This is a genomic window from Paenibacillus vortex V453, from assembly GCF_000193415.1.
GTDB lineage: Bacteria > Bacillota > Bacilli > Paenibacillales > Paenibacillaceae > Paenibacillus_AQ > Paenibacillus_AQ glucanolyticus.
Map to the genome: position 1 here is coordinate 1 of NZ_ADHJ01000039.1, position 18,924 is coordinate 18,924.

Here is an 18,924-nt window from a genome sequence, read left to right on the forward strand (position 1 = left end):
AATTTTCGAATTATGCAAAATGCTCATGTAAATAGCATAGAACACTAACATCAAGAAATATAGCTTTAGAATCGAAACTTTCATTTAAATGTTCATAAAAGTGAGCAGTCATTGTTTTAAAATTATTACTTCTAAATTGATTGCTTATGAAAATATGTCCACTTAGTTGATTCTTATCACTAAATGTCTGTATATAGTCATTTGAATTCAAAGTGTTTACATATTCAACTGCTTTTCTTTGCTCACTTTTATTAAGATCATATCCTTTTCCATTGGTATTCAGCTTACAGTCATAAGAAAACACTCGTTGACGAATCTTCCCGTCCTGTTTAAAAGCTAGAGCGAAGATTCCTTCCGGAACTTCTTTTCCAGAAAGTTCCTTGCCCCATTTTTCAGCGTTTGAAAAGATATCTTTCAATAAAGCGAACACATCATCCTCAAAAAACTTATCAGTGTACACTTTATTTTTAAGATCATATTCCGTCATTTCCCCAATCGAGTTATAAGCTTCGTTTGCTGCTGCAGACAAGAAAGTTTTAGTTCTTGTTTGTAATTTATTTGACCATTCTTCCATAAGTTTAGAGAACGTTTGTTCCCCTTCTATGTATATCTTACCAAAATTCACTGGCTCAACGCAACTATAATTAGAGTAATTAATAAGTCTTTCGGATTGACCTACTAGAACTAAGATTGTGGGTTTCATTAATCGGTTTAATTGTTTTAAAGCACTTTTTTGAAGAGATTTATCTGTTATTACAATTTGCAAACCCATTTCTATTTGTTGATGTGAAAGATGCAAGCATTTTAGTTCAACACTTCCAACTTTCAAAACGTTTTCCCTTACTAACTCCCATCGAGTTAATTTCTCATTGCATCTTTTTTTTATTAAGCCATATACTGCATCCAAGTTAACGGTAATGACTTTAGATGAGCGTTTCGATATTCTATCACCATCACAGTCTTTACAAGTATGAGGAACCTCTTCTGGTTCCTCATAAACATATTCAATTCGACAATGGGGGCAATAATAGAAACTATTTTGCAGTTCCATAAGAATAGACTGTTTTATCAATTGAGTAAGGATTGAATTGATAAATTCACTTGGTTTCTCAACTGTGCTTATTGTCATTAGATAATCAACTTTATCTGCCTTACCCTCATCAAACAGTTCATTTGATATTTCTCGATAAAGAGGAACCCCGAATTTATCCAGAAACTTCTCCTCAATTCGTTTTTTATTAACACTATCCAAATTACTATCGTCCATTGTAAAAATCACATTTCCGTTATCTAAAACTGTCGATCTAATTAACCTATTACCTAATGAAGATTTAAATTGTATGCTCTCCAGGTCCTTAATGCTTTCTAAATTAATCGTTCCATTAGTATGAGCCTCTTCTACAGAAGGCCAAATATCAAGAGAGTCTAATTCTAATGTTACTTGTGGTGAGTTTTTTAGAGGAGTCCCTCTAAACTTTATTTTAAATACCGTAAAATCTGTAACAATATCACCAGAAGCTGTAACTGAAGATCCTTTTAAAATAGAATTTACAAATACCTCTTTGTTATAGTCAACGAACACCTTTGATTGTATTTCTCCAAGGTTACTACCTAGTGTTGATTGTAAGTAATTTTTAATTGCTCCCTCTTCAGTAATCAAAGATTTTATTTCAACTGTTTTTTTATCAATATCAATCAGGAAAAGAGTGGGAGAAACCTCTCTATTCCTCGGTGCCGAAACGAAGTCAGCTCTTGGGGCATCACTTATTTGTCTATATAGAAGAACTAAAACTTTCTTTAAAATTATTGAATAGGAATATACTCGATACTGATTTTTTGAACCTGATGCTTTGTACAGAATGTCCCTTAATTTAATGTTATAAGTATACTCTTCTGCAATCTTTTTAGCTTCGCTGTATGGGATATTTTCCTTATCAAACACGAATAATTTTCCGGAAGCCTTGTTATCCCATAAATACCAAGTAAATAATTCAATTAGATGTACAGGGGACAAATGAAAAAGATGAAGAAGTTTAGCTAAAGATGATTTATCATATCTTTCATCTTCCAACTTCACACTTTCATAATATTTATCCAGACTTTTTTTCTTTCGATTTGAAAAGTCATGTAGCTTTAATAACAGCTTTCTTTCTTCTAAATCTAGTTTGAACAGCGCTTCCCTCAGACTCTCATCATCTTCAAATTCACCTAATTGATAAAGTTTTCTAAGTTCATTCAGTGCTGGCATTTTCATTTGTGCTAATATACTTTTTAATCTTGAATGCACCAAAATTGACTCAAGTTCATGTATTGCATCGTGCTTAACACCAATTTCTCTCCAAAATCCACTATCTAAAGAACTTTCTTTCATATATTGCTTATTTAGAACTTGCATATCCCCCACATCCCTTTTGACTAAATGCGAAACTATAAGATGTATTCCACATTATACTAGATTTACCTTCTATAATTCTGCATAAAACATGAAGCATCGACAAAAAATCCCGACTTTTTCTAGTCGAGCATTTTGATTTAATCAATCAATATCTTCTATAACAACCGTCAATTCCACCCGATTCCCTTCCCGAGCCCACCAGCTTCTTCAACGCCAGATTCTTCTCTACTCCAAACTTGTTAAATTCGAGCACTTTTGATGACAAATCATCGAATATGACAAATATAATTTTTTTGGAATCTTACCCCATTAAAGAAATAGATCTACCTCTCCCCAAAGCACATCATTCTACGCAAGACAAGCTGAAATCCCACAAAATAAAAACAAGTCGGAGCGCATGACCTATCCACGCTCCGGCCTGTTCAATTTCAGGTTATTTTGAATGAACTCTCGCTCCGACTTTTTCAGATACCTTAGGGAATTCTCAAAAGAATACAGGTACATGGAACGAAGCATCCTCAGCTTTTCGATTGAGCCATCCGCAATCACTTGCTTAATGGCCGAAACTATTTGGCTGTTCGTTACTCCGAATTTTCCTGGCTTTATAATATCTTCAATGGCAAGTAGCCTCTCTTCTTGTTGATTTTGTTCTTGCCCTGTCTCTTCATAAACCTGAACTTCTACGTGATCATCAATACTTATCTGCTCATTTTCACTTTGAGGCTGTTCTGGCATTGTTTGTTCACCTTCCAGTCTAACCTGATTACTCCCCTGGCTGATTATGCCTGTAACCCTATTCCTATTTGCCATAGCTTCAACCCCCATAAAAAGGATTTTTATTGAGTCGATCCTATCAACACACTTAAGCCTCTTACATCATTTTCCCGCAAACAAGAAATCGAGCTGTTGTTTTTACTCACCACAATTCTGACAATTCTTCATTTCATTCGTTCTCCTCTTCAATTGGTATATTTTGCTACGATCATATCATAAAAAAATAGAGATTTACATCTTTTTGTAGAGTATACTCCGTGGAAGTGCAATTACAAACACAATGATAATGAGTACAAAAAGAGGTATTGCCTTGAACTCAGAAGCAATTTTTGGACAAGTATTAAAGAACATTCGCAAGGAGCAGAAGGTAAGCCAAGAAGAACTGGCATTCCGCAGTAATCTTGATCGAACATACATATCCATGCTTGAACGAGGTATTCACCAACCCACATTAAATTCATTACTTGCCATTGCCGCTGCGCTGGATATGAAGGCTGCTGAGTTGGTAGGACTAGTTGAAGATGAGATGGAAAGTTATCAAAATTAAATTAAAAAACAAGCTGATTTCCTCGTATAAAGGGATATCAGCTTGTTTCAGGTAGCAATGAATTTGTAGGCAAAGTCGACCGCTCTACCTTCAAACAAATAAAATATCGATAATCATACATAGAAAAGAATGCCTTAAATCCGTAAATTCACATGTCAATATCCACGATTTATTGCTCAATTTTTCAGCTTATATTTAAGAAGTACCCGAATAACATTTTGAAACCTAGCGAATTCATTTTCCCAAACAAACACTCATTTTTTGTGTAATTACCGTATTCAACAAACTCGAATTATGTCTTTGGCTCCATCTTTCATCCAGCGCTTTACATCTCCCTAAAAAACTGAATGACCCACCTCATGCTACCTAAACATCTTATTACCAGTTCTGTGGCTGAACTATAGCCACCACTCCTGTATCTATCACTACCTCCATCTCCCTCCCCCCATAAAACACCCGCACCCTTCCACTCTCATTCCCCCTCACCCTCGCCTCAACCAACTTCCCATCTTCCCATCTCAGATCCACCTCAATATTTCCTTTCGCCTTCAGCCCCTTCACACTCCCCGTAGGCCATATGGCCGGCAGTGCAGGCAGGAGATGAATCTCGCCTTCGTGGCTCTGCAGCAGCATTTCCGCGATGGCGGCGGTGCCGCCAAAGTTGCCGTCGATGACAAAGATGTTGGCCTCGGCTCCGGCCACGCCAGGTTTGGAGTAGGTGAGCATGTTGTCGAAGGACAGCTCCCCGATGAGGTGGGCGATGTGCTGGACGGCTTGGTTCCCGTCATGCAGTCGGGCGTAGAAGAGACCGAACAGGGCGGCGGTAAACTCGATATCCTCTAGGTCGGCCCGGCTGTTCCGGTTCTCCAAGGTCACTCGGGCGGCCGCGGCTAGTTCCGGGGTATGGTGCGGTGTGATCTGGCTGCCGGGGTAAAGGGCAAATAGATAGCGCCAGATGGCGATGCTCCGGCTGCGCCTCCTCGTAGTCCTCCAGCCATTCCTGCAGCTGCCCCTGCTTGCCGATCATCAGCGGCGGAAGCTGAGTCAGCGCAGCCTGCCACTTCTGCTGAAGCTCCTCGTCCCTGCCCAGTGTCTGCGCGGCTTTCAGGCAGAACTCCAGCAAATCCCGGACCAGGACCTGATCCATGGTCGGACCCATGGACAGCTGCTGATGCCCTTCCTCCCGATTGTCCGTATAGAAACTGTTCTCCGGCGAATTCGACGGTCCGGTCACCAGCCAGCCATACTTCGGATGTAAGGTCATGTAATCCATGAAAAAGGCCGCTGCCTCCTTCAGAACGGGATAAGCCAGCTCCTCCAAGAACATCTCGTCGCGGCTGTAAGTATAATGCTCCATCATATGCGTGGCGATCCACAGCCCGCCCGTCACGTTCAGGCCCCAGGACGTCTCCCACCCCGGTGACGCGAATCCCCACGCGTTGGAGAATACATGCGCCACCCAGCCGTCGGCATCGTAATAATGTCGGGCTGCCGAGCGACCAGCCTCGGATAACTTCCGAATATACTGCATGAGCGGCCGATGGCTCTCACTTAAGTTCACGGCCTCCGTCGGAAAATAGTTCATTTGGGTGTTCATGTCCAGGTGATAATCGCAGCTCCAGGCCATCTTGTTGGCCTCGCCGTCATTCCATATCCCTTGCAGATGCATCGGCAGGACAGAATCTTCGCGGGAACCGCTGATTGTCAAAAACCGCCCATATTAGAAAAAAAAGTGCAAACAACGCCGGGTCATCCAGCATGCCCCCCTTGAATCTGGCTATCCGCTCGTCCGTTGGCAGACCGGAGTGCACCGAGCTTCCCAGATCCATACTTACACGTGCATACAGCGGCTGATAATCCGCTAGGTGATCTGTCCGCAGCGCCTCATATCCCTTCCGCATGGCCTGCTCCAGCTGCAACGCGCTTTTCGCTCGCCAGCTCTCACCCTCCTGACGGTAATCCGTATTCACCGCAAAATAAATCGACACCTCATCCGCGCCCGCGACTGTAAGGGTACCAGCGGAACCGCTCAACTGCCCTCCCTCTGCCACTACTCGCAGCAAGCCTTGGCAGGACACGCCGCACGCTCCGTTGCTGTGAATGTTTTCCCATGCTTTTCCCTGAAATTCAATCGTGTCCTTCCCTGTAACCGTGGTTTGAAAAGGACCGTTATCCCCCTGAATCGAGATGCTGCATGTCACGCCTAACGAACCATGGCTCCGTATCCGGGATACCATCACCTGATCCGCATGGGTAGCAAATACCTCCCGCGCCATCTCCATCCCTTCCACCTCGCAAGCCGAACGCACAACCGCCTCATCCAGATCCAGCTCCCGGTGGAACAGCGGTTCCGCCTCTCCACTAGAATCCAAGGCTGGCTCTGGCTTCGTGTTCTGCTCAAAATCCAGAATAACCTGGCATAGTCCCAGATTCGTGCCAAAATTCAGCTTCTCCGGCTGCAGATACTCCTTGGCCAGTCGATCACCTCCGCGATAATCACCCTGGAAAAAATGCTGCCGCATCCGCTCCAAATCCGCTTGGCTGTTGCTGCGGCCCTGGACCAGCTCGGGCTGGCCGGACCAGTAGGTGGTTTCGGTAATATTCCAGACTTCCCGATGCGGGGCGGACAGAACCACATTCCCCATTCGGCCGTTGCCGATCGGCAGTCCTTGTTTCCAGCTCTGAGCCGGTTTCGTGTACCATAGTTTCAAATCTGACATGTTGTTTTCTCCTCTTCATTTGATTTTCCAGTATGGAGACAAGCACTATCCTTACAGCAAAAGCAAGAAATCGCGATCCCCGGATGGAGCCGAGAACCGCGATGAACTTGTAGATGTACATAATGAATCGATGACAACTTGTTATGGATTAGGGACAATTTTCAAAAGCTTGGATTCAGCCGCTTGCAGCACCACATCCAGCGAAGTGCCAGACACCGTCCGGGATTCACCGCTCCACAGGTCCGTCACCGTATAGGACGCCGACCCTCCGGACGTAATACCTGCCCGGACGAGATCCACGGTGCGCTGTGCCGAGACTTGCGTATAGTTAAACACGGCTACATAGTGTGTTCCCTGATCGTCCAGCACGAATACGTTCGCGGCCTGCGTGCCCGTGTTGCCTTCTACCGGCCGGAACGCCTTGCCCTTCATCGCAAGCTTATTCACTTCCGGATTCGTCAGCAGCGTTTCCATGTACTGCCGGGCCGTTGCATCGGTTACATCATCCGAATTCAGGAAGACCGTGCCGGAGATGGCAGCCGCATTCACGCGCGAACGTGCTCCCTCTATCGATCCGCCCTTGGTCAAGTGCATGTAGTCCGGATCGGTATAATGATAGATCGTTCCGTTCTGCCACCAGCCGTACGTCAGATTGTTCAATTGGTATTCCGTACTGCCGATGCTGCCGTCGATATCGCAGGAGATGCGGCGGCTGTGCGCATATTGGCTGGGAAAGAGCGGCGCGATGGAAGCACTGATGAACATCGAGCCGTCCAGCACCTCATTCAGGTAAGCCATCCCTTGGTTATAAGCTTGTATGCCGGTTTGAACCTTCGGATCATAATGCTTGCCTTCCATTGCCCCGTGGCTTAGAAAATCGATTTTGATATATTCGAAGCCCTTGCTCTTAAAATTATTCATATAATAATAGATCCGCTGCTTCACGCCGGGATGCGTCGGATCGACGGCGTATGCACCGTCCAGCGTTGGCAGCACATTGCCTTCCGGATTACGAAGCACAATGTCACCGTACTTGTACTGACCATTCGTCCCTTCCACTACCTGCTCCATGTTGTTGCCCCAATACACAAATGGCGAATAATAGATGCCCGCCTTCTGTCCATTGCCGTGAATCACCTGAACCAGATCGCTCAGCTGCTGATCGGTCATATTATCCCAGTAGGAATCGAGATTGATATAGATATGACCTTCATTGTTAAAAGACTCATCCTGAATATGATCCCTGAAATAATTCGAGACGGAAACCGCCTTGTCGTAACTCAGACCACTGTCATACGCTCCCCAACTGTTCCAGCCGACCGGAACGCCTTGAGGAATACCCTCGCCAAAGGCTAACGGAGGCTCGATGGCTACATTCACATGACCAAACTCCTCAAGACCGGTCCGATAATCCTCGAAAAAACCGACCATGATCTTAGGCGAAGCAACTTGCTTGCCCGTTACTTTTCCATGCGGGATCGTGTCCCACGTGGAGGTGGATGACGTAAATCCGCCATATACACGCAATGTATTCAATTTATCATTCGTGCCGCTCCAATAGATGCCGGTCTTCCACGTGTGATGCGTTACCGAACCGATGACCAGGCCGTTCCGGCTCGTATTGTCATAGATGGCCGTAAGCTCCGAGCTGATGTACAGACCGTTGTTGAGACCCGTATTCATCGTCTTCGCCTGATATCTGGACCACGCATCATTATCGAACGGGACGACCAGAACCCGGTTATCGTCATAGCTGCCGATATCGATGCCGCCCCTCGCTTCCATCGCAATGGGTGCTATATTCGCCGTAGATAGCTCCGTTTTGTGTGAGGCTACCGTTTCCGTAAGTAAATACGGTCCGTCATTATAGATGTAATAGATTTGACTAAGCGATGGCAATCCGCCATGCTCATTCACGACCGTCACCTTGATGCCCTCGCCGGTTGCATCCTGAAACGGGATGATTTGATTTTTGTTAAACTTGTGATGTTTGTAATCGGTGCTCGCCACCATCTGGTCGAGTTCAATCTCGCTGTATAACCCCTTGGCGACCGCTTGGCCGTTCCAATTGAACTGCGACAACCCGGTTGAGGTGTTGTACAGCAGCTCATACGTCGGATTGGATACCTTGAAGCCCTTGGCATATTCGGTCAGGGTGATGGAGCCGTAGGGAGTGACTTGTTTTTGCCGGCCCAGATCGCCAATATTCCCATCGCTGCCTGATCCGTCATCGCCCGCAGAATGATAGCTCAGCTCAATCTTGTCGAGATCCGGAGAGTAACCGCCTGCGTCATCGAACAGAATCGTGTTGCTGCCCTGATGCAAGGCAATCTGAATCTTATAGGTGCCCATCGTGTTCCAATCCGCTGTTTTCGGAAAACTGAAGTTCTCCTTCTCCGCCCCGTTCACCGAGATCGAAGCCGCGCGGGAATCCCCGGAGATGTAGAACATATTCATATCGTAGACACCGGCCTTATCGACCTGAATTTGATTAAATTTCAGCGAGGAGCCGCCATACAGATTGCCGACCTTTTGCCCGCCTGAACAAAAGCCGCAATCGACAACGCCCGCATTCCCGGTCAATGTGTTCAGAGTGGACTCCGCCTCGTAGGATAGGACGCTTCCCGCCATCGTACTCGCCGTCTCCTGCTGCTCCGCCGCAGCCAGTGAGCCTCCAAGCGCAGCACCCGCAAGCAGAATCGATAAGAACAGCATGAATGACCTTCGGAAGAATCTGTACGTTTGGATATTCACTGAACCTCTCCTCCTCATCTTCTTAATTGGGACTTAGCTTCAGGATTTTCGACTCGGCTGGCGCCAGCTCAACCATGAGTGTTTCATTGGCCTCAGCGACCGTATCCTCCCACACGTCCAGCACTTTGTACGAAGCGTGAGCATCCAGCCCGCAGCGCGCCAAGGAGACGGTCTTCTGCGCGGACTGGGCCGCATCGAAGTTGAATACCGCAATATAAGCCGTTCCCGCTTCGCTTGGATGTGTCAGCACAAACGTATCCGCAGCATGTTTGCCCAGATTCCCCTCGACAGGGACAAAGGTTCTGCCCAGTCTGGCAATCTCGATGATCCCCTCATTCCCCAGCCAGTTCTTGGCGCGCCATGCGGCTTCCTCATGACGGAAATCGTCGCCCAGCAGCAGCACCGTTCCCGAGATCACGGACGCGGTCAGGCGGCTTCGCCCTTCATGGCGGGTCGTCGAGTCCTGATTGAAGCTTTTATAGATCACGGCATGATCCGGATCGTTAAAACGGTACAGCGTATCGTTCATCCACCACCCGTGCGTCAGCGAGTTCAGCAAATATTCCGAGTCCTGGATCGTCCCGAACACATCGCAGGAGATTCTGCGGCTATGCGCATAGGAATAAGGGAACAGCGGCGCGATCGACAGGTTGATGAAGAACGGTCTGCCGATACGCTTAGGAGAGAGCTTATCCGTCAGATATGATAGACCGTAATTGTATGCAGCGATCCCCGTCGTAATATCCGGGTTATAATGCTTGCCTTCCAAAGCCCCGTGCGCCATGAAGTCGAGCTTGATATACTCAAATCCCTCGGAGATGAATTTATCCATGAACCAATCGATTCGCGCCAGGTTCCCGGGATGCGTAGGATCAATCGCAAGTCCGCCTGCAATATCCGGCAAAATCTCGCCATCCTGATCACGAAGCAGGATATCGCCATAGGTATACTTCCCATCGGTGCCCTCAACGGGGCTGCCGAACCCAGCCGGACTTCCCCAAAATGCAAACGGCGTCCAGTATGTACCGGGCCGATGCCCATTCTCGCGGACCCTTCGCAAGGCATCCTCCATCTCGGCCGGTGTAAGCCGATCCCAGAAGGCATCGAAATTAATGTACAGCCTGTTCTCATTGTGAAAACCCTGCGGCTGAACCTCCCGCTTCAGAAAATCGCTGGTTGCCGTATACAGCTCGTAATCCAGCGTGCTCATCGCCGCTGACCAGCTGTTCCAGCCCATCGGGACGCCGCCTTCCCATGTCAGCGCTGGCGCAACCTTTGTGTTTGCTTCCCCATACGCTTCGAGCCCTGCCCGGTAATCGTCATAATCCCCTACAAAAACCAGCGGAGATTCGATGCGCGTTCCTCTCACATGACCATGGGGCTGCGAATCGCGGGTCATGATGTCCGCTGCGCCTGCGTACACTTCGAGTTCATCCAGTCTTTTCGGCGTCTCTCCCTTCACGCGAATCCCGGTCTTCCACACATCATGACTGATCGAGCCGAGAATCAGCCCGCTCCGGCTATCCGGCTGGAACAAGGCCGTCACTTCATAACTCTCGGTTTCCAGCGGAGCCGTCTCTGTCAGATAACGCACCCATTTGTCATTATCATAAGGAACGCGAAGCACATGCAGCGCCTCATCCGGAACCGTCTCATTCCCGCTCGATACCGCTTGGGTGCTCACAACCGCGATGCGGTTGACCTTGATTTCCTCCTGCCCCACAACGACGACCCGAGAGATGAAGAACGAAGCTCCCTCGTAAACATAAAAATGCTGCTCCAGTCCAGGAAGCAGGTCGGATTCATGCTGAATTACGGCGTGCACGCCTGTTCCGAATGCATCCTCAATCTTCTCGGGCTGACCTGCCATAACGTGGCGGTCATAATTCCCCGTATGGTATTCCCGGCCATGCCACCGGAAGCCGCTGCGCACGGCTTGCAGTGTAAATCCCTTGCTGCCTGCATAAGCGTACTCGCCTTTTACCAGATCCACTTCAAGGGCCATCAAGCCGTTTGTTACCCGAACGTGAGTATCGGCATTCACCCCCACCTTCACGGCCATATCGCGATTCGTTATCACTTGTAGATTGCCTCCTTTTTACACTTGCATCTGTGCTGCATTGAAGCCGTTTGGTGAACACGCCTTTCGCAGCTTGCTACCATTATAGAAGCGTGGGTAAAGCGCTTACTATACAACGATCTTCCGATCCATATCGGGATGTAACGTTTCTTGAACGATGCCGTTGTTGAAATGCAATATGGCCCTTTACGCTAAGGAATCCATAGAACGTTCTGGTCGTGCCAATACTCGGGGGTATTTAAGTCCACCCAAGCCAGCCAACCTGTGGTTTGGTTAGCCATCATTGAAGTTCCTCCTCCAAATGCAAAAAAGCGCACACTCCATCTAAGGAACGTGCGCAGATGCGCTAAATGATATTCACTTCATATGTACAGGATATCATGGTGAAAACACTAACGTCATAACCATCTTTTATCCCATCACAACCCCTATGATTTGTGATAAAACGACAAATTTTTTCATTGACAACCTCTAAAAGAGACTATATATTAAGATGAAAATGATAATCATTATCATGACTGTCAAGGGCCCGAAAGTTACGATTTTGATCTCCGGAGCAGAAAGCGAATACATATTTTCCAAGATAGACGATTTACAAACTCAGATCATAATAAGGAAGGGTTATTTCAATGATGGCAAACCGTAAATTTTTACTACAAACACTAATACTTCTGCTCGTGCTTACAGTAGCATTAGTGGGTTGTTCCAGCCCGGAATCCAGCTCAACGCCTGCAACTGATTCAGCCGCTACGAATTCAGCAAGCACCGAAACACCAAGTACGGAAACACCCGCTTCCTCAGATACAGAGACTCAATATCCACTTACCATCAAACATGCTCTTGGAGAAACGGTTATTGAGAGCAAGCCTGAACGCATCACTACCGTTCAATGGGCCAATCACGACGTTGTTCTCGCTCTTGGCGTGGTTCCTGTAGGTTTCTCGGCGGCGAACTTCGGCGTTCAGGATGACAGCGGACTTCTGCCTTGGACAGCGAAGAAGCTTGAAGAGCTCGGCGTCAAGGACCCGAATGTATTCCAGGATACGGACGGCCTTGATTTTGAAGCTATTTCAGACTCCAACCCCGATGTTATTCTTGCCGCTTACTCCGGCATAACCCAGGAAGAATACGATCTTCTTAGCAAAATCGCTCCGGTTGTAGCTTATCCAACCGCTCCTTGGGCAACCACATGGCGTGAGCAAGTCACTTATAACGCAATGGGCATGGGTATGGAAGCCGAAGGCGAACAGCTCATTAAGGACACCGAGGACATGATTAAAGAAAAACTAAGCGCCTATCCTCAGATTAAAGACAAAAAAGTCGTATGGGTTAACTTCTCCGCTGAAGATATGTCTAAACTACATATATACACACCCGTGGATTCTCGCGTATCTTTCCTGCATGAGCTCGGGATGGTTTATCCTGAGAGCATTACGAAACAGATCACGGACCCTAACAGCTACTCCTTGAATTTAAGCGGAGAGAATGCTGAGGCCCTAAATGATGCAGATCTAATCGTTGGATATGGCAATGACGAGCTGTTGAAAGCCATTCAGGCCGATCCGCTGCTTGGTAAAATCCCTGCAATCAAGAGAGGTTCTGTTGCATTTATTGAGAGCGACACACCATTGGTAGCTGCCGGAACGCCAAATCCGCTGTCGATCTCTTATACCATCGATGATTACCTGAAATTAATTGGCGGAGCTATTGACAAGATAAATGAATAGTTCATCGATTCCGAATAACAATACGCTGCGCTCAAATACCCCGAAGCATTTTACATGGGTTCTGGTCATGTGTGTTATCCTGCTGGGTGCAAGCGTGGTAGCTTCACTGGCGTTTGGCTCTCGGCCCGTGAGATTTCATGAGCTGATTGACGGCTTATTTCGCCCGGACGTGGATTCCTTCGGGGCAAACATTGTCCGCAAACGGGTTTCCCGAACCGTTTTCAGTTTGTTTTGCGGGGCGGCTCTGGGCGTTTCCGGAGCCCTTATGCAGGCAGTCACCCGCAACCCACTTGCCGACCCCAGTATATTGGGCGTAAATACAGGCGCATCCCTGTTTGTGGTGTGCGGCATCGCGTTCTTGAACATCACCAGCGCGAGTCAATATATATGGCTGGCTTTAGCCGGGGCTGCGATTACTGCAGTGTTTGTATTCGGAATCGGCTCGATGGGGCGTGGCGGAGCCACGCCCATTAAGCTTGTGCTGGCCGGTGCCGCCGTAAGCGCTGCTCTATCTTCCCTGGTTACAGCCATCATGATTCCACGCTCTTACGTCATGGACCAGTTCAGGTTCTGGCAAGTGGGAAGCGTTGGCTCGGCAACCTGGAGTGCGATTGGCACCTTCATCCCGTTTCTGATTGTGGGTGTAATTATCGCATTTATGACCGCCCCGGCATTAAACGCGCTGGCACTGGGAGACGATGTTGCGACAGGACTCGGCGTACGAACAGGAACCCTGCGTTTTATTGCAGCGCTTGCTGGCGTTCTGTTGTGCGGAGCCGCTACCGCTCTGGCTGGACCTATCGGTTTTATCGGCTTGTTATCCACTCACGTCGTAAGCCTTATTCTTGGACCTGATTTACGTTTTGTTATACCGATGTCAGCCATCGCCGGAGCGATCATTCTAACGGTATCCGACGTCGGCGGCCGGCTCATCGGCAACCCGGGAGAACTTGAAGTGGGTGTAGTTACAGCGTTTATAGGAGCTCCCATCTTAATCATACTAGCGATGCGATCGAAAGTGCGTTCATTATGACAAATCATTCTATGGAATTTATTATGAAGGGCCGACGTCAAAGACGCCGCCGCTGGATACTTGTTACCAGTCTCCTTGCTGTGCTTGCATGTTTGCTGTGCTGTGCCATGTTATTACTCGGGAACACCATCTATCCGATTCAAGATGTAATCCGAGCGCTTTCGGGAGAACAAATCAAAGGCGTTTCTTTTGCCGTGAGTACCATACGTCTACCGAGAATGCTGGCGGGTCTTTTTGCCGGGTTTGCCTTCGGCGTTGCCGGGTTCACGTTCCAGACCATGCTGCGAAATCCCCTGGCGAACCCCAATGTCATCGGGATTACGTCAGGCTCAAGCGCTGCAGCTGTTTTTTGCATCGTAATCCTTCATGCAAACGGAGCTGTCGTTTCCCTGGCTGCGGTCATTGCGGGCCTGGCCACAGTTTTATTCATTTATGTACTCTCCAGAGGCAAGGTATTCTCCATCGGACGGTTAATCCTGATCGGAATCGGCATTCAGGCTATGCTTGACGCTGTCATCTCTTACCTTCTATTGGTTAGTTCCGAGAAAGATGTTCCCTCAGCGCTCCGATGGCTTACAGGCAGCCTCAACGGCTCTCAATTGCAAGAGCTGCCGCCTCTGGTTATTACGGTGATCATCTGTTCGCCAATCGTCATAATGCTGAGCAAACATCTAAGCATATTGGAGCTTGGAGAACAAACGGCTTCCTCTCTCGGCGTGGACACGGACAAGACCCGAATTGCGCTTATTGTGAGTTCCGTCTGCATGGTTGCCATTGCTACTGCTACGACCGGTCCGATCGCCTTTGTCTCCTTCCTGGCGGGACCAATCGCCAAAAGACTCGTTGGCGCCGGCTCCTCGAACGCCCTTCCAGCAGGCCTTGTTGGCGTTAATCTAGTCCTGGCGGCAGATCTAATCGGACAGTTTGCTTTTGAGTACAGATTCCCCGTAGGCATCATTACCGGATTACTCGGAGCGCCTTATCTGATCTTCCTGTTAATCCGAATGAATCGAAAGGGGGAATTATAATGAAACCGACACATGTTTTTCAAGGCGAGCAAATCGTAGCGGGCTATGATAATAAAGCGGTTATTCACGGTGTAGATCTGCTTATCCCGAGCAACAAAATAAGCGTTATTATTGGATCCAATGGCTGCGGGAAGTCTACGCTGCTTAAAACATTGGCCAGGCTTATCAAGCCCATATCGGGGAGCGTTACTCTGGACGGCAAGCCCATCAGCAAAATCCCGGCCAAACAATTGGCCCGAGTGGTAGGATTGCTGCCGCAGTCCCCCATTGTTCCGGAAGGGATCTCTGTAGCGGATTTGGTTGGACGAGGAAGGTTTCCGCACCAATCGCTGCTGAGCGGATGGACCAAGAAGGATCACGAGGCTGTTGCCGAAGCGATGACCATTATGAATATAACCGAGTTTGCCAACCATAATATTGACGAGCTTTCAGGCGGTCAACGACAGCGCGTCTGGATTGCCATGGCTCTGGCGCAGCAAACCGATATCTTGTTTCTCGATGAACCAACAACCTTTTTGGATATCACGTATCAAGTCGAGATTCTGGACCTGCTCACCGATCTAAACCGAAAACACGGAACAACAATTGTCATGGTGCTTCATGATATCAACTTGTCCGCGCGTTATGCAGACCATATTTTTGCGCTGGATACAGGAAAGCTTGTCGCTGAAGGTACGCCAACCGAGGTTATTACTAGCACGCTGGTCAAAGACATTTTCGGGCTTAATTGCACGGTGATCTCGGACCCCGTCTCGGGATCGCCTCTGGTAGTACCCAAAGGACGATATCATGTGAGTGATCCACATCCTTCTTAAATAAGGAACAAGCCCCCCCCCTCGGGGGCTGCTTCCAATTCTCGCGATGAAGTTAAAGAATGCAAGCTCATGTCCTCCAAACGTTAAACATGCTTCCACCATACCCCCGCACACTCCGGCACGGTTGACCATTGGTTTGCCTGAATTTTATCTGATAACTCCTCTCCGAAAAAGAACCCTGTGCACTGCTGCGCCTCTTCCACCGTATCAAACACATAGTCCATCCGGATCCAACGATGGTTAAATCCATATGTACGCTCTAATTGTGCATAATAATCCACTAGGAAGTCAGGAGGGTTCGGCGTATCTGTGCCGGTTCCCATCGTCTCCAGAATGATTATCGTCCCGCCCGGCCTCAAGACACGCTGCAGCTCAGCCATCACCTACTCCAGATTCTGACGGCAGTTCCCTTGGTTTGAATGAGCCAGATAACTGATGCTCCAGCCCGACACCACCAGGTCCACGCTCGATGAAGCAAGCGGCAAGCTGTCTGCTGACCATGATCTTATAGGCCTCAGCCTGTTTGTTGTATATATCATCAATCGCCATAACGTGCTCAACTCCTGTCAGAATAGTGTTAGTCCTGTTAAATTATTGTCCCTCTTCTCTCTCCTACATGGTGTTTTGTGTATCGTTGTTACCCAGACAGAATTGTTGGATTGCTCGATGAATAATCTCCGGCTGCTCGTGATTGATGGCATGTCCCGCATCCTTCACGATCCGATAAATCATGCCATAATCAATCAATCGGTGGATGGCCTTGGGATAGTTGCTCAGCATGTCTTGGTCGCCAATGAGAAATAGGGCCTTATGCCGGATCACACGAAAGTCTTCCGCAGGAAAAATCGTAATCTTATGATGCCTCATGGATGCATTGTTGAAGAACTTGAGCAGATAGATCCAGTGCTGCATAAGCTCGGGATGTTCCTCGAATGGAGCGATCTGCGGTCCGCACAGCTTTCGCAGCAATTTCCGCGCATTTCGTTCTGAAGGAAATAAGGCCTCCGGTAGAAAAGCTTTCATCATTTTGCTCATAACCTCTAGCTGGCTCCCGGCAATGCTGCCCGGCCATGCATACGATTTTTTCAACACGATCCGGTCGCATAAGGGCATAATGATAAGCGAGATAAGCTCCATAGGATACTCCTGCAATATATACGGAGTTGATCCGCAATGCCTCAAGGATTTCGTCCAACCATTTCGCCTGATCAAATGGCTGACTGTAATTGTCATTCGGTTCGCTTTTCCCTGAACCGCCGATGTTGTCAATTGCAATGACATAGAAGGCTTGGGACAGCTCTTCCATGTTATAGACCCACATCATGGCTGCGTTATCTCCCGTCCCATGCAAGAGCAGCAGGGGAGGATTCTCCGATGAGCCTGCCGTTATAATGTGAGTGATGCCGTATGTCGTAGGAATGTTCTGTTGTTCTAGGGGAACCGACAAGCCTGCCAATAATCGATCATAGGATTCATAGATGAGCCGTTGTCCATTCTCGGTTTTATAACGCGGTCGCAATCCCTGTCCACCTCCATGAAATTGAACTTAACTAACGATTTATCGCTATTCTTGTTGTTCATGGTGATGGGTGTAGATGCTGATCAATTCCTCCAGCTTATGTATCGTCTTATATGGCTTGGCTTCAAGAGTGTCATCCCATGCTTCCCTATCTCTTGAACACCATATGGCTTGCAAGCCGCTCCGTGCTCCCTATCGCTTTTATTGTCATAGACACCCCGCTTTCCCCTACCTCGTTACGATCTCGTAACTCTTTACATAACCACGTTCATTCAAATAGATGAAGAGCTTCTCACTCTTGTAATCCATCCTACGCAATGCGCCAAGATCATACACCACTGTATCATCATCATCGTCAGCCCGATTGGCACTATCGCTGGCACCGAGGAGATCCATCACTTCCGCCGGGGTTAAGCCCACGAGGTTATGCTCCTGTAGAAAATCGTTCACCATCAGCGCACGCTGCTCAGGATAACCCACCCATCGATTGTAATCAAAACGCTGCAACGACAGGTTGTAACTTAAGGCGTAGATTAGAAAAAAATAGGAGCAGTACACCGATTATGATGGTAGACGCATAATGCTGCTTCAGTAACATGCTCCATGTTGTTCTGGATATCCGATACAGAATGAACAACAGCAGCAGTACGGGTAAGGACACCCACGATACCGATACAAAAGATAACGCAATATGATAATGATAGATTAACCGGATAACAACTGCGGCGTAAATCACAACATATATTCCTACGACCAACCCTAGAACGGCGGCATGCGAATTCCAGACGTACTTTCTATGATCTGCGATACGTTGTGCACCTCCAAGCTATGTATTAACCCCAATTCTTACGGACTTTATTATCCAGATCAAACACGATTCCACCATATGCATATTCCGACCTCCAGTCATGGCCGTCGCTCCTCTAACAAACTACGCATTTCACGCTTCGATATAGATGTAATCTGGGCGATGTGATGGCGGTTATGCCATACGAATCGCTGCAGCGCGATATCAAGGGTAATGCTACCAAGCACTTGGGTTCTCATGGTTCTTTGGAAATCCTCAGGCTTTAATTCCTTGAGCAAAATTAAAAAACGGAAATGAAGTGTTTCCAGCAGCGTAAGCGAGTTCTCAATGGGAACCTCGCTGTAATCACTCAGCTCCGCCCATAAATCCTCCCGGTATGAACTCGCCATGGGTTCATCCTCGGTCAGTGCGCGTTTAAAACGCAAATAAGCGTTCATATCATTATCCGCCAAATGGTGAATAATCTGCCGAATGCTCCACCCGCCCTCCCGATAAGAGGCATCCAGTTCGGACGGAGTCAGGTTCATAATGATTTGCCGAAGGGTCGGTACGATAGCAGGAATCTGCCCAATGAACTGCTGCCTTTCTTCCTTAGTGGGTTCTTCGTGAGGTGTAAACGAACCAATCGGATAACGGATGGCATCCACTTTTATACATCCTCCCAACGTTTCTGAACAACATTGACCAACGCAACAAGTTAAGACATATGAATATGCACTTACCC

General features: G+C 47.8%; 18 protein-coding genes and 1 pseudogene. 5 read left to right on the forward strand and 14 right to left on the reverse strand.

The annotated features are described in order from the left end of the window. Nucleotides 1-10: 10 nt before the first annotated feature. Nucleotides 11-2,395 (reverse strand): hypothetical protein, encoded by a 2,385-nt coding sequence (locus PVOR_RS21380; RefSeq protein ID WP_006211560.1) that lies wholly within the window; start codon nucleotides 2,393-2,395, stop codon nucleotides 11-13. Between the two features lie 402 nt (nucleotides 2,396-2,797). Beyond that, nucleotides 2,798-3,205 carry a hypothetical protein gene (locus tag PVOR_RS21385; protein ID WP_006211561.1) on the reverse strand — a complete coding sequence of 136 codons (408 nt, stop codon included), beginning with the start codon at nucleotides 3,203-3,205 and terminating at the stop codon, nucleotides 2,798-2,800. A gap of 274 nt (nucleotides 3,206-3,479) precedes the next feature. Here PVOR_RS21385 and PVOR_RS21390 point away from each other — a divergent pair, with 274 nt between their 5' ends. Further along, nucleotides 3,480-3,716 (forward strand): helix-turn-helix domain-containing protein, encoded by a 237-nt coding sequence (locus PVOR_RS21390; RefSeq protein ID WP_006211562.1) that lies wholly within the window; start codon nucleotides 3,480-3,482, stop codon nucleotides 3,714-3,716. Nucleotides 3,717-4,094: 378 nt separating this feature from the next. Here PVOR_RS21390 and PVOR_RS32160 read toward each other — a convergent pair whose 3' ends face one another. The 5 genes and pseudogenes from PVOR_RS32160 to PVOR_RS21405 all read right to left on the reverse strand — a co-directional run bounded on the left by PVOR_RS32160 (nucleotide 4,095) and on the right by PVOR_RS21405 (nucleotide 11,252). Beyond that, entirely contained in the window at nucleotides 4,095-4,679 is a 585-nt protein-coding gene (locus tag PVOR_RS32160; protein ID WP_419144523.1) for a glycosyl hydrolase family 95 catalytic domain-containing protein, read from the reverse strand. Nucleotides 4,680-4,725: 46 nt separating this feature from the next. Then, nucleotides 4,726-5,385: pseudogene (locus PVOR_RS32165) on the reverse strand (glycosyl hydrolase family 95 catalytic domain-containing protein); the annotation flags it as partial. Next, on the reverse strand, nucleotides 5,360-6,436 hold the full coding sequence (locus PVOR_RS32170) for a glycoside hydrolase family 95 protein (protein ID WP_234973048.1): 1,077 nt from the start codon (nucleotides 6,434-6,436) through the stop codon (nucleotides 5,360-5,362). The gene PVOR_RS32170 and the pseudogene PVOR_RS32165, both read right to left, overlap by 26 nt. A 141-nt stretch (nucleotides 6,437-6,577) precedes the next feature. Next, entirely contained in the window at nucleotides 6,578-9,190 is a 2,613-nt protein-coding gene (locus PVOR_RS21400; protein ID WP_006211563.1) for a carbohydrate-binding protein, read from the reverse strand. Nucleotides 9,191-9,212: 22 nt separating this feature from the next. Further along, a complete protein-coding gene (locus tag PVOR_RS21405) occupies nucleotides 9,213-11,252 on the reverse strand; it encodes an alpha-galactosidase (protein WP_419144524.1) in 2,040 nt (679 codons plus the stop codon). A 647-nt stretch (nucleotides 11,253-11,899) separates the two neighbouring features. Between PVOR_RS21405 and PVOR_RS21410 the strand changes: the two genes are divergently transcribed. From PVOR_RS21410 to PVOR_RS21425, 4 genes are read left to right on the forward strand one after another with little or no spacing between them, the layout of a single operon-like run. Further along, the gene (locus PVOR_RS21410; RefSeq protein WP_006211566.1) at nucleotides 11,900-12,997 is read left to right on the forward strand and encodes an iron-siderophore ABC transporter substrate-binding protein; all 1,098 of its coding nucleotides are present in this window, start codon (nucleotides 11,900-11,902) and stop codon (nucleotides 12,995-12,997) included. Further along, nucleotides 12,990-14,030 (forward strand): FecCD family ABC transporter permease, encoded by a 1,041-nt coding sequence (locus PVOR_RS21415; RefSeq protein WP_006211568.1) that lies wholly within the window; start codon nucleotides 12,990-12,992, stop codon nucleotides 14,028-14,030. The genes PVOR_RS21410 and PVOR_RS21415 overlap by 8 nt, the downstream gene beginning before the upstream one ends. Beyond that, the gene (locus PVOR_RS21420) at nucleotides 14,027-15,058 is read left to right on the forward strand and encodes a FecCD family ABC transporter permease (RefSeq protein ID WP_006211569.1); all 1,032 of its coding nucleotides are present in this window, start codon (nucleotides 14,027-14,029) and stop codon (nucleotides 15,056-15,058) included. Before PVOR_RS21415 ends, PVOR_RS21420 begins: the two co-directional genes overlap by 4 nt. Further along, nucleotides 15,058-15,873 carry an ABC transporter ATP-binding protein gene (locus tag PVOR_RS21425; protein WP_006211570.1) on the forward strand — a complete coding sequence of 272 codons (816 nt, stop codon included), beginning with the start codon at nucleotides 15,058-15,060 and terminating at the stop codon, nucleotides 15,871-15,873. Before PVOR_RS21420 ends, PVOR_RS21425 begins: the two co-directional genes overlap by 1 nt. 83 nt (nucleotides 15,874-15,956) lie before the next feature. Here PVOR_RS21425 and PVOR_RS29350 read toward each other — a convergent pair whose 3' ends face one another. From PVOR_RS29350 to PVOR_RS21450, 7 genes are all read right to left on the reverse strand, one after another. Beyond that, nucleotides 15,957-16,253, reverse strand: coding sequence for a hypothetical protein (locus PVOR_RS29350; protein ID WP_006211571.1), 297 nt, complete (start codon nucleotides 16,251-16,253; stop codon nucleotides 15,957-15,959). Then, nucleotides 16,246-16,422, reverse strand: a complete 177-nt coding sequence (locus PVOR_RS30755; RefSeq protein ID WP_006211572.1) for a hypothetical protein — start codon at nucleotides 16,420-16,422, stop codon at nucleotides 16,246-16,248. The genes PVOR_RS29350 and PVOR_RS30755 overlap by 8 nt, the downstream gene beginning before the upstream one ends. Nucleotides 16,423-16,485: 63 nt before the next feature. Continuing rightward, nucleotides 16,486-16,740 (reverse strand): alpha/beta fold hydrolase, encoded by a 255-nt coding sequence (locus tag PVOR_RS32175; RefSeq protein ID WP_234973049.1) that lies wholly within the window; start codon nucleotides 16,738-16,740, stop codon nucleotides 16,486-16,488. After that, nucleotides 16,727-17,392 carry an alpha/beta fold hydrolase gene (locus PVOR_RS21435; protein WP_006211574.1) on the reverse strand — a complete coding sequence of 222 codons (666 nt, stop codon included), beginning with the start codon at nucleotides 17,390-17,392 and terminating at the stop codon, nucleotides 16,727-16,729. Before PVOR_RS21435 ends, PVOR_RS32175 begins: the two co-directional genes overlap by 14 nt. Before the next feature lie 45 nt (nucleotides 17,393-17,437). Beyond that, nucleotides 17,438-17,569 carry a hypothetical protein gene (locus PVOR_RS32645; RefSeq protein ID WP_268741807.1) on the reverse strand — a complete coding sequence of 44 codons (132 nt, stop codon included), beginning with the start codon at nucleotides 17,567-17,569 and terminating at the stop codon, nucleotides 17,438-17,440. Between the two features lie 51 nt (nucleotides 17,570-17,620). Next, the gene (locus PVOR_RS21440) at nucleotides 17,621-17,950 is read right to left on the reverse strand and encodes a hypothetical protein (RefSeq protein ID WP_160164024.1); all 330 of its coding nucleotides are present in this window, start codon (nucleotides 17,948-17,950) and stop codon (nucleotides 17,621-17,623) included. Between the two features lie 348 nt (nucleotides 17,951-18,298). Then, nucleotides 18,299-18,847 (reverse strand): YfiT family bacillithiol transferase, encoded by a 549-nt coding sequence (locus PVOR_RS21450; protein ID WP_006211576.1) that lies wholly within the window; start codon nucleotides 18,845-18,847, stop codon nucleotides 18,299-18,301. Between the last annotated feature and the right edge of the window lie 77 nt (nucleotides 18,848-18,924).

Excerpts from the sequence above, each read along its gene's own strand:
- PVOR_RS21385 (WP_006211561.1), bottom strand. The coding sequence starts at position 3,205 with ATGGCAAATAGGAATAGGGTTACAGGCATAATCAGCCAGGGGAGTAAT.
- PVOR_RS21415 (WP_006211568.1), top strand. The coding sequence starts at position 12,990 with ATGAATAGTTCATCGATTCCGAATAACAATACGCTGCGCTCAAATACC.
- PVOR_RS32170 (WP_234973048.1), bottom strand. The coding sequence starts at position 6,436 with ATGTCAGATTTGAAACTATGGTACACGAAACCGGCTCAGAGCTGGAAA.
- PVOR_RS21405 (WP_419144524.1), bottom strand. The coding sequence starts at position 11,252 with ATGGCCGTGAAGGTGGGGGTGAATGCCGATACTCACGTTCGGGTAACA.
- PVOR_RS21425 (WP_006211570.1), top strand. The coding sequence starts at position 15,058 with ATGAAACCGACACATGTTTTTCAAGGCGAGCAAATCGTAGCGGGCTAT.
- PVOR_RS21420 (WP_006211569.1), top strand. The coding sequence starts at position 14,027 with ATGACAAATCATTCTATGGAATTTATTATGAAGGGCCGACGTCAAAGA.
- PVOR_RS21410 (WP_006211566.1), top strand. The coding sequence starts at position 11,900 with ATGATGGCAAACCGTAAATTTTTACTACAAACACTAATACTTCTGCTC.
- PVOR_RS30755 (WP_006211572.1), bottom strand. The coding sequence starts at position 16,422 with ATGGCGATTGATGATATATACAACAAACAGGCTGAGGCCTATAAGATC.
- PVOR_RS29350 (WP_006211571.1), bottom strand. The coding sequence starts at position 16,253 with ATGGCTGAGCTGCAGCGTGTCTTGAGGCCGGGCGGGACGATAATCATT.
- PVOR_RS32175 (WP_234973049.1), bottom strand. The coding sequence starts at position 16,740 with ATGAGGCATCATAAGATTACGATTTTTCCTGCGGAAGACTTTCGTGTG.
- PVOR_RS21380 (WP_006211560.1), bottom strand. The coding sequence starts at position 2,395 with ATGCAAGTTCTAAATAAGCAATATATGAAAGAAAGTTCTTTAGATAGT.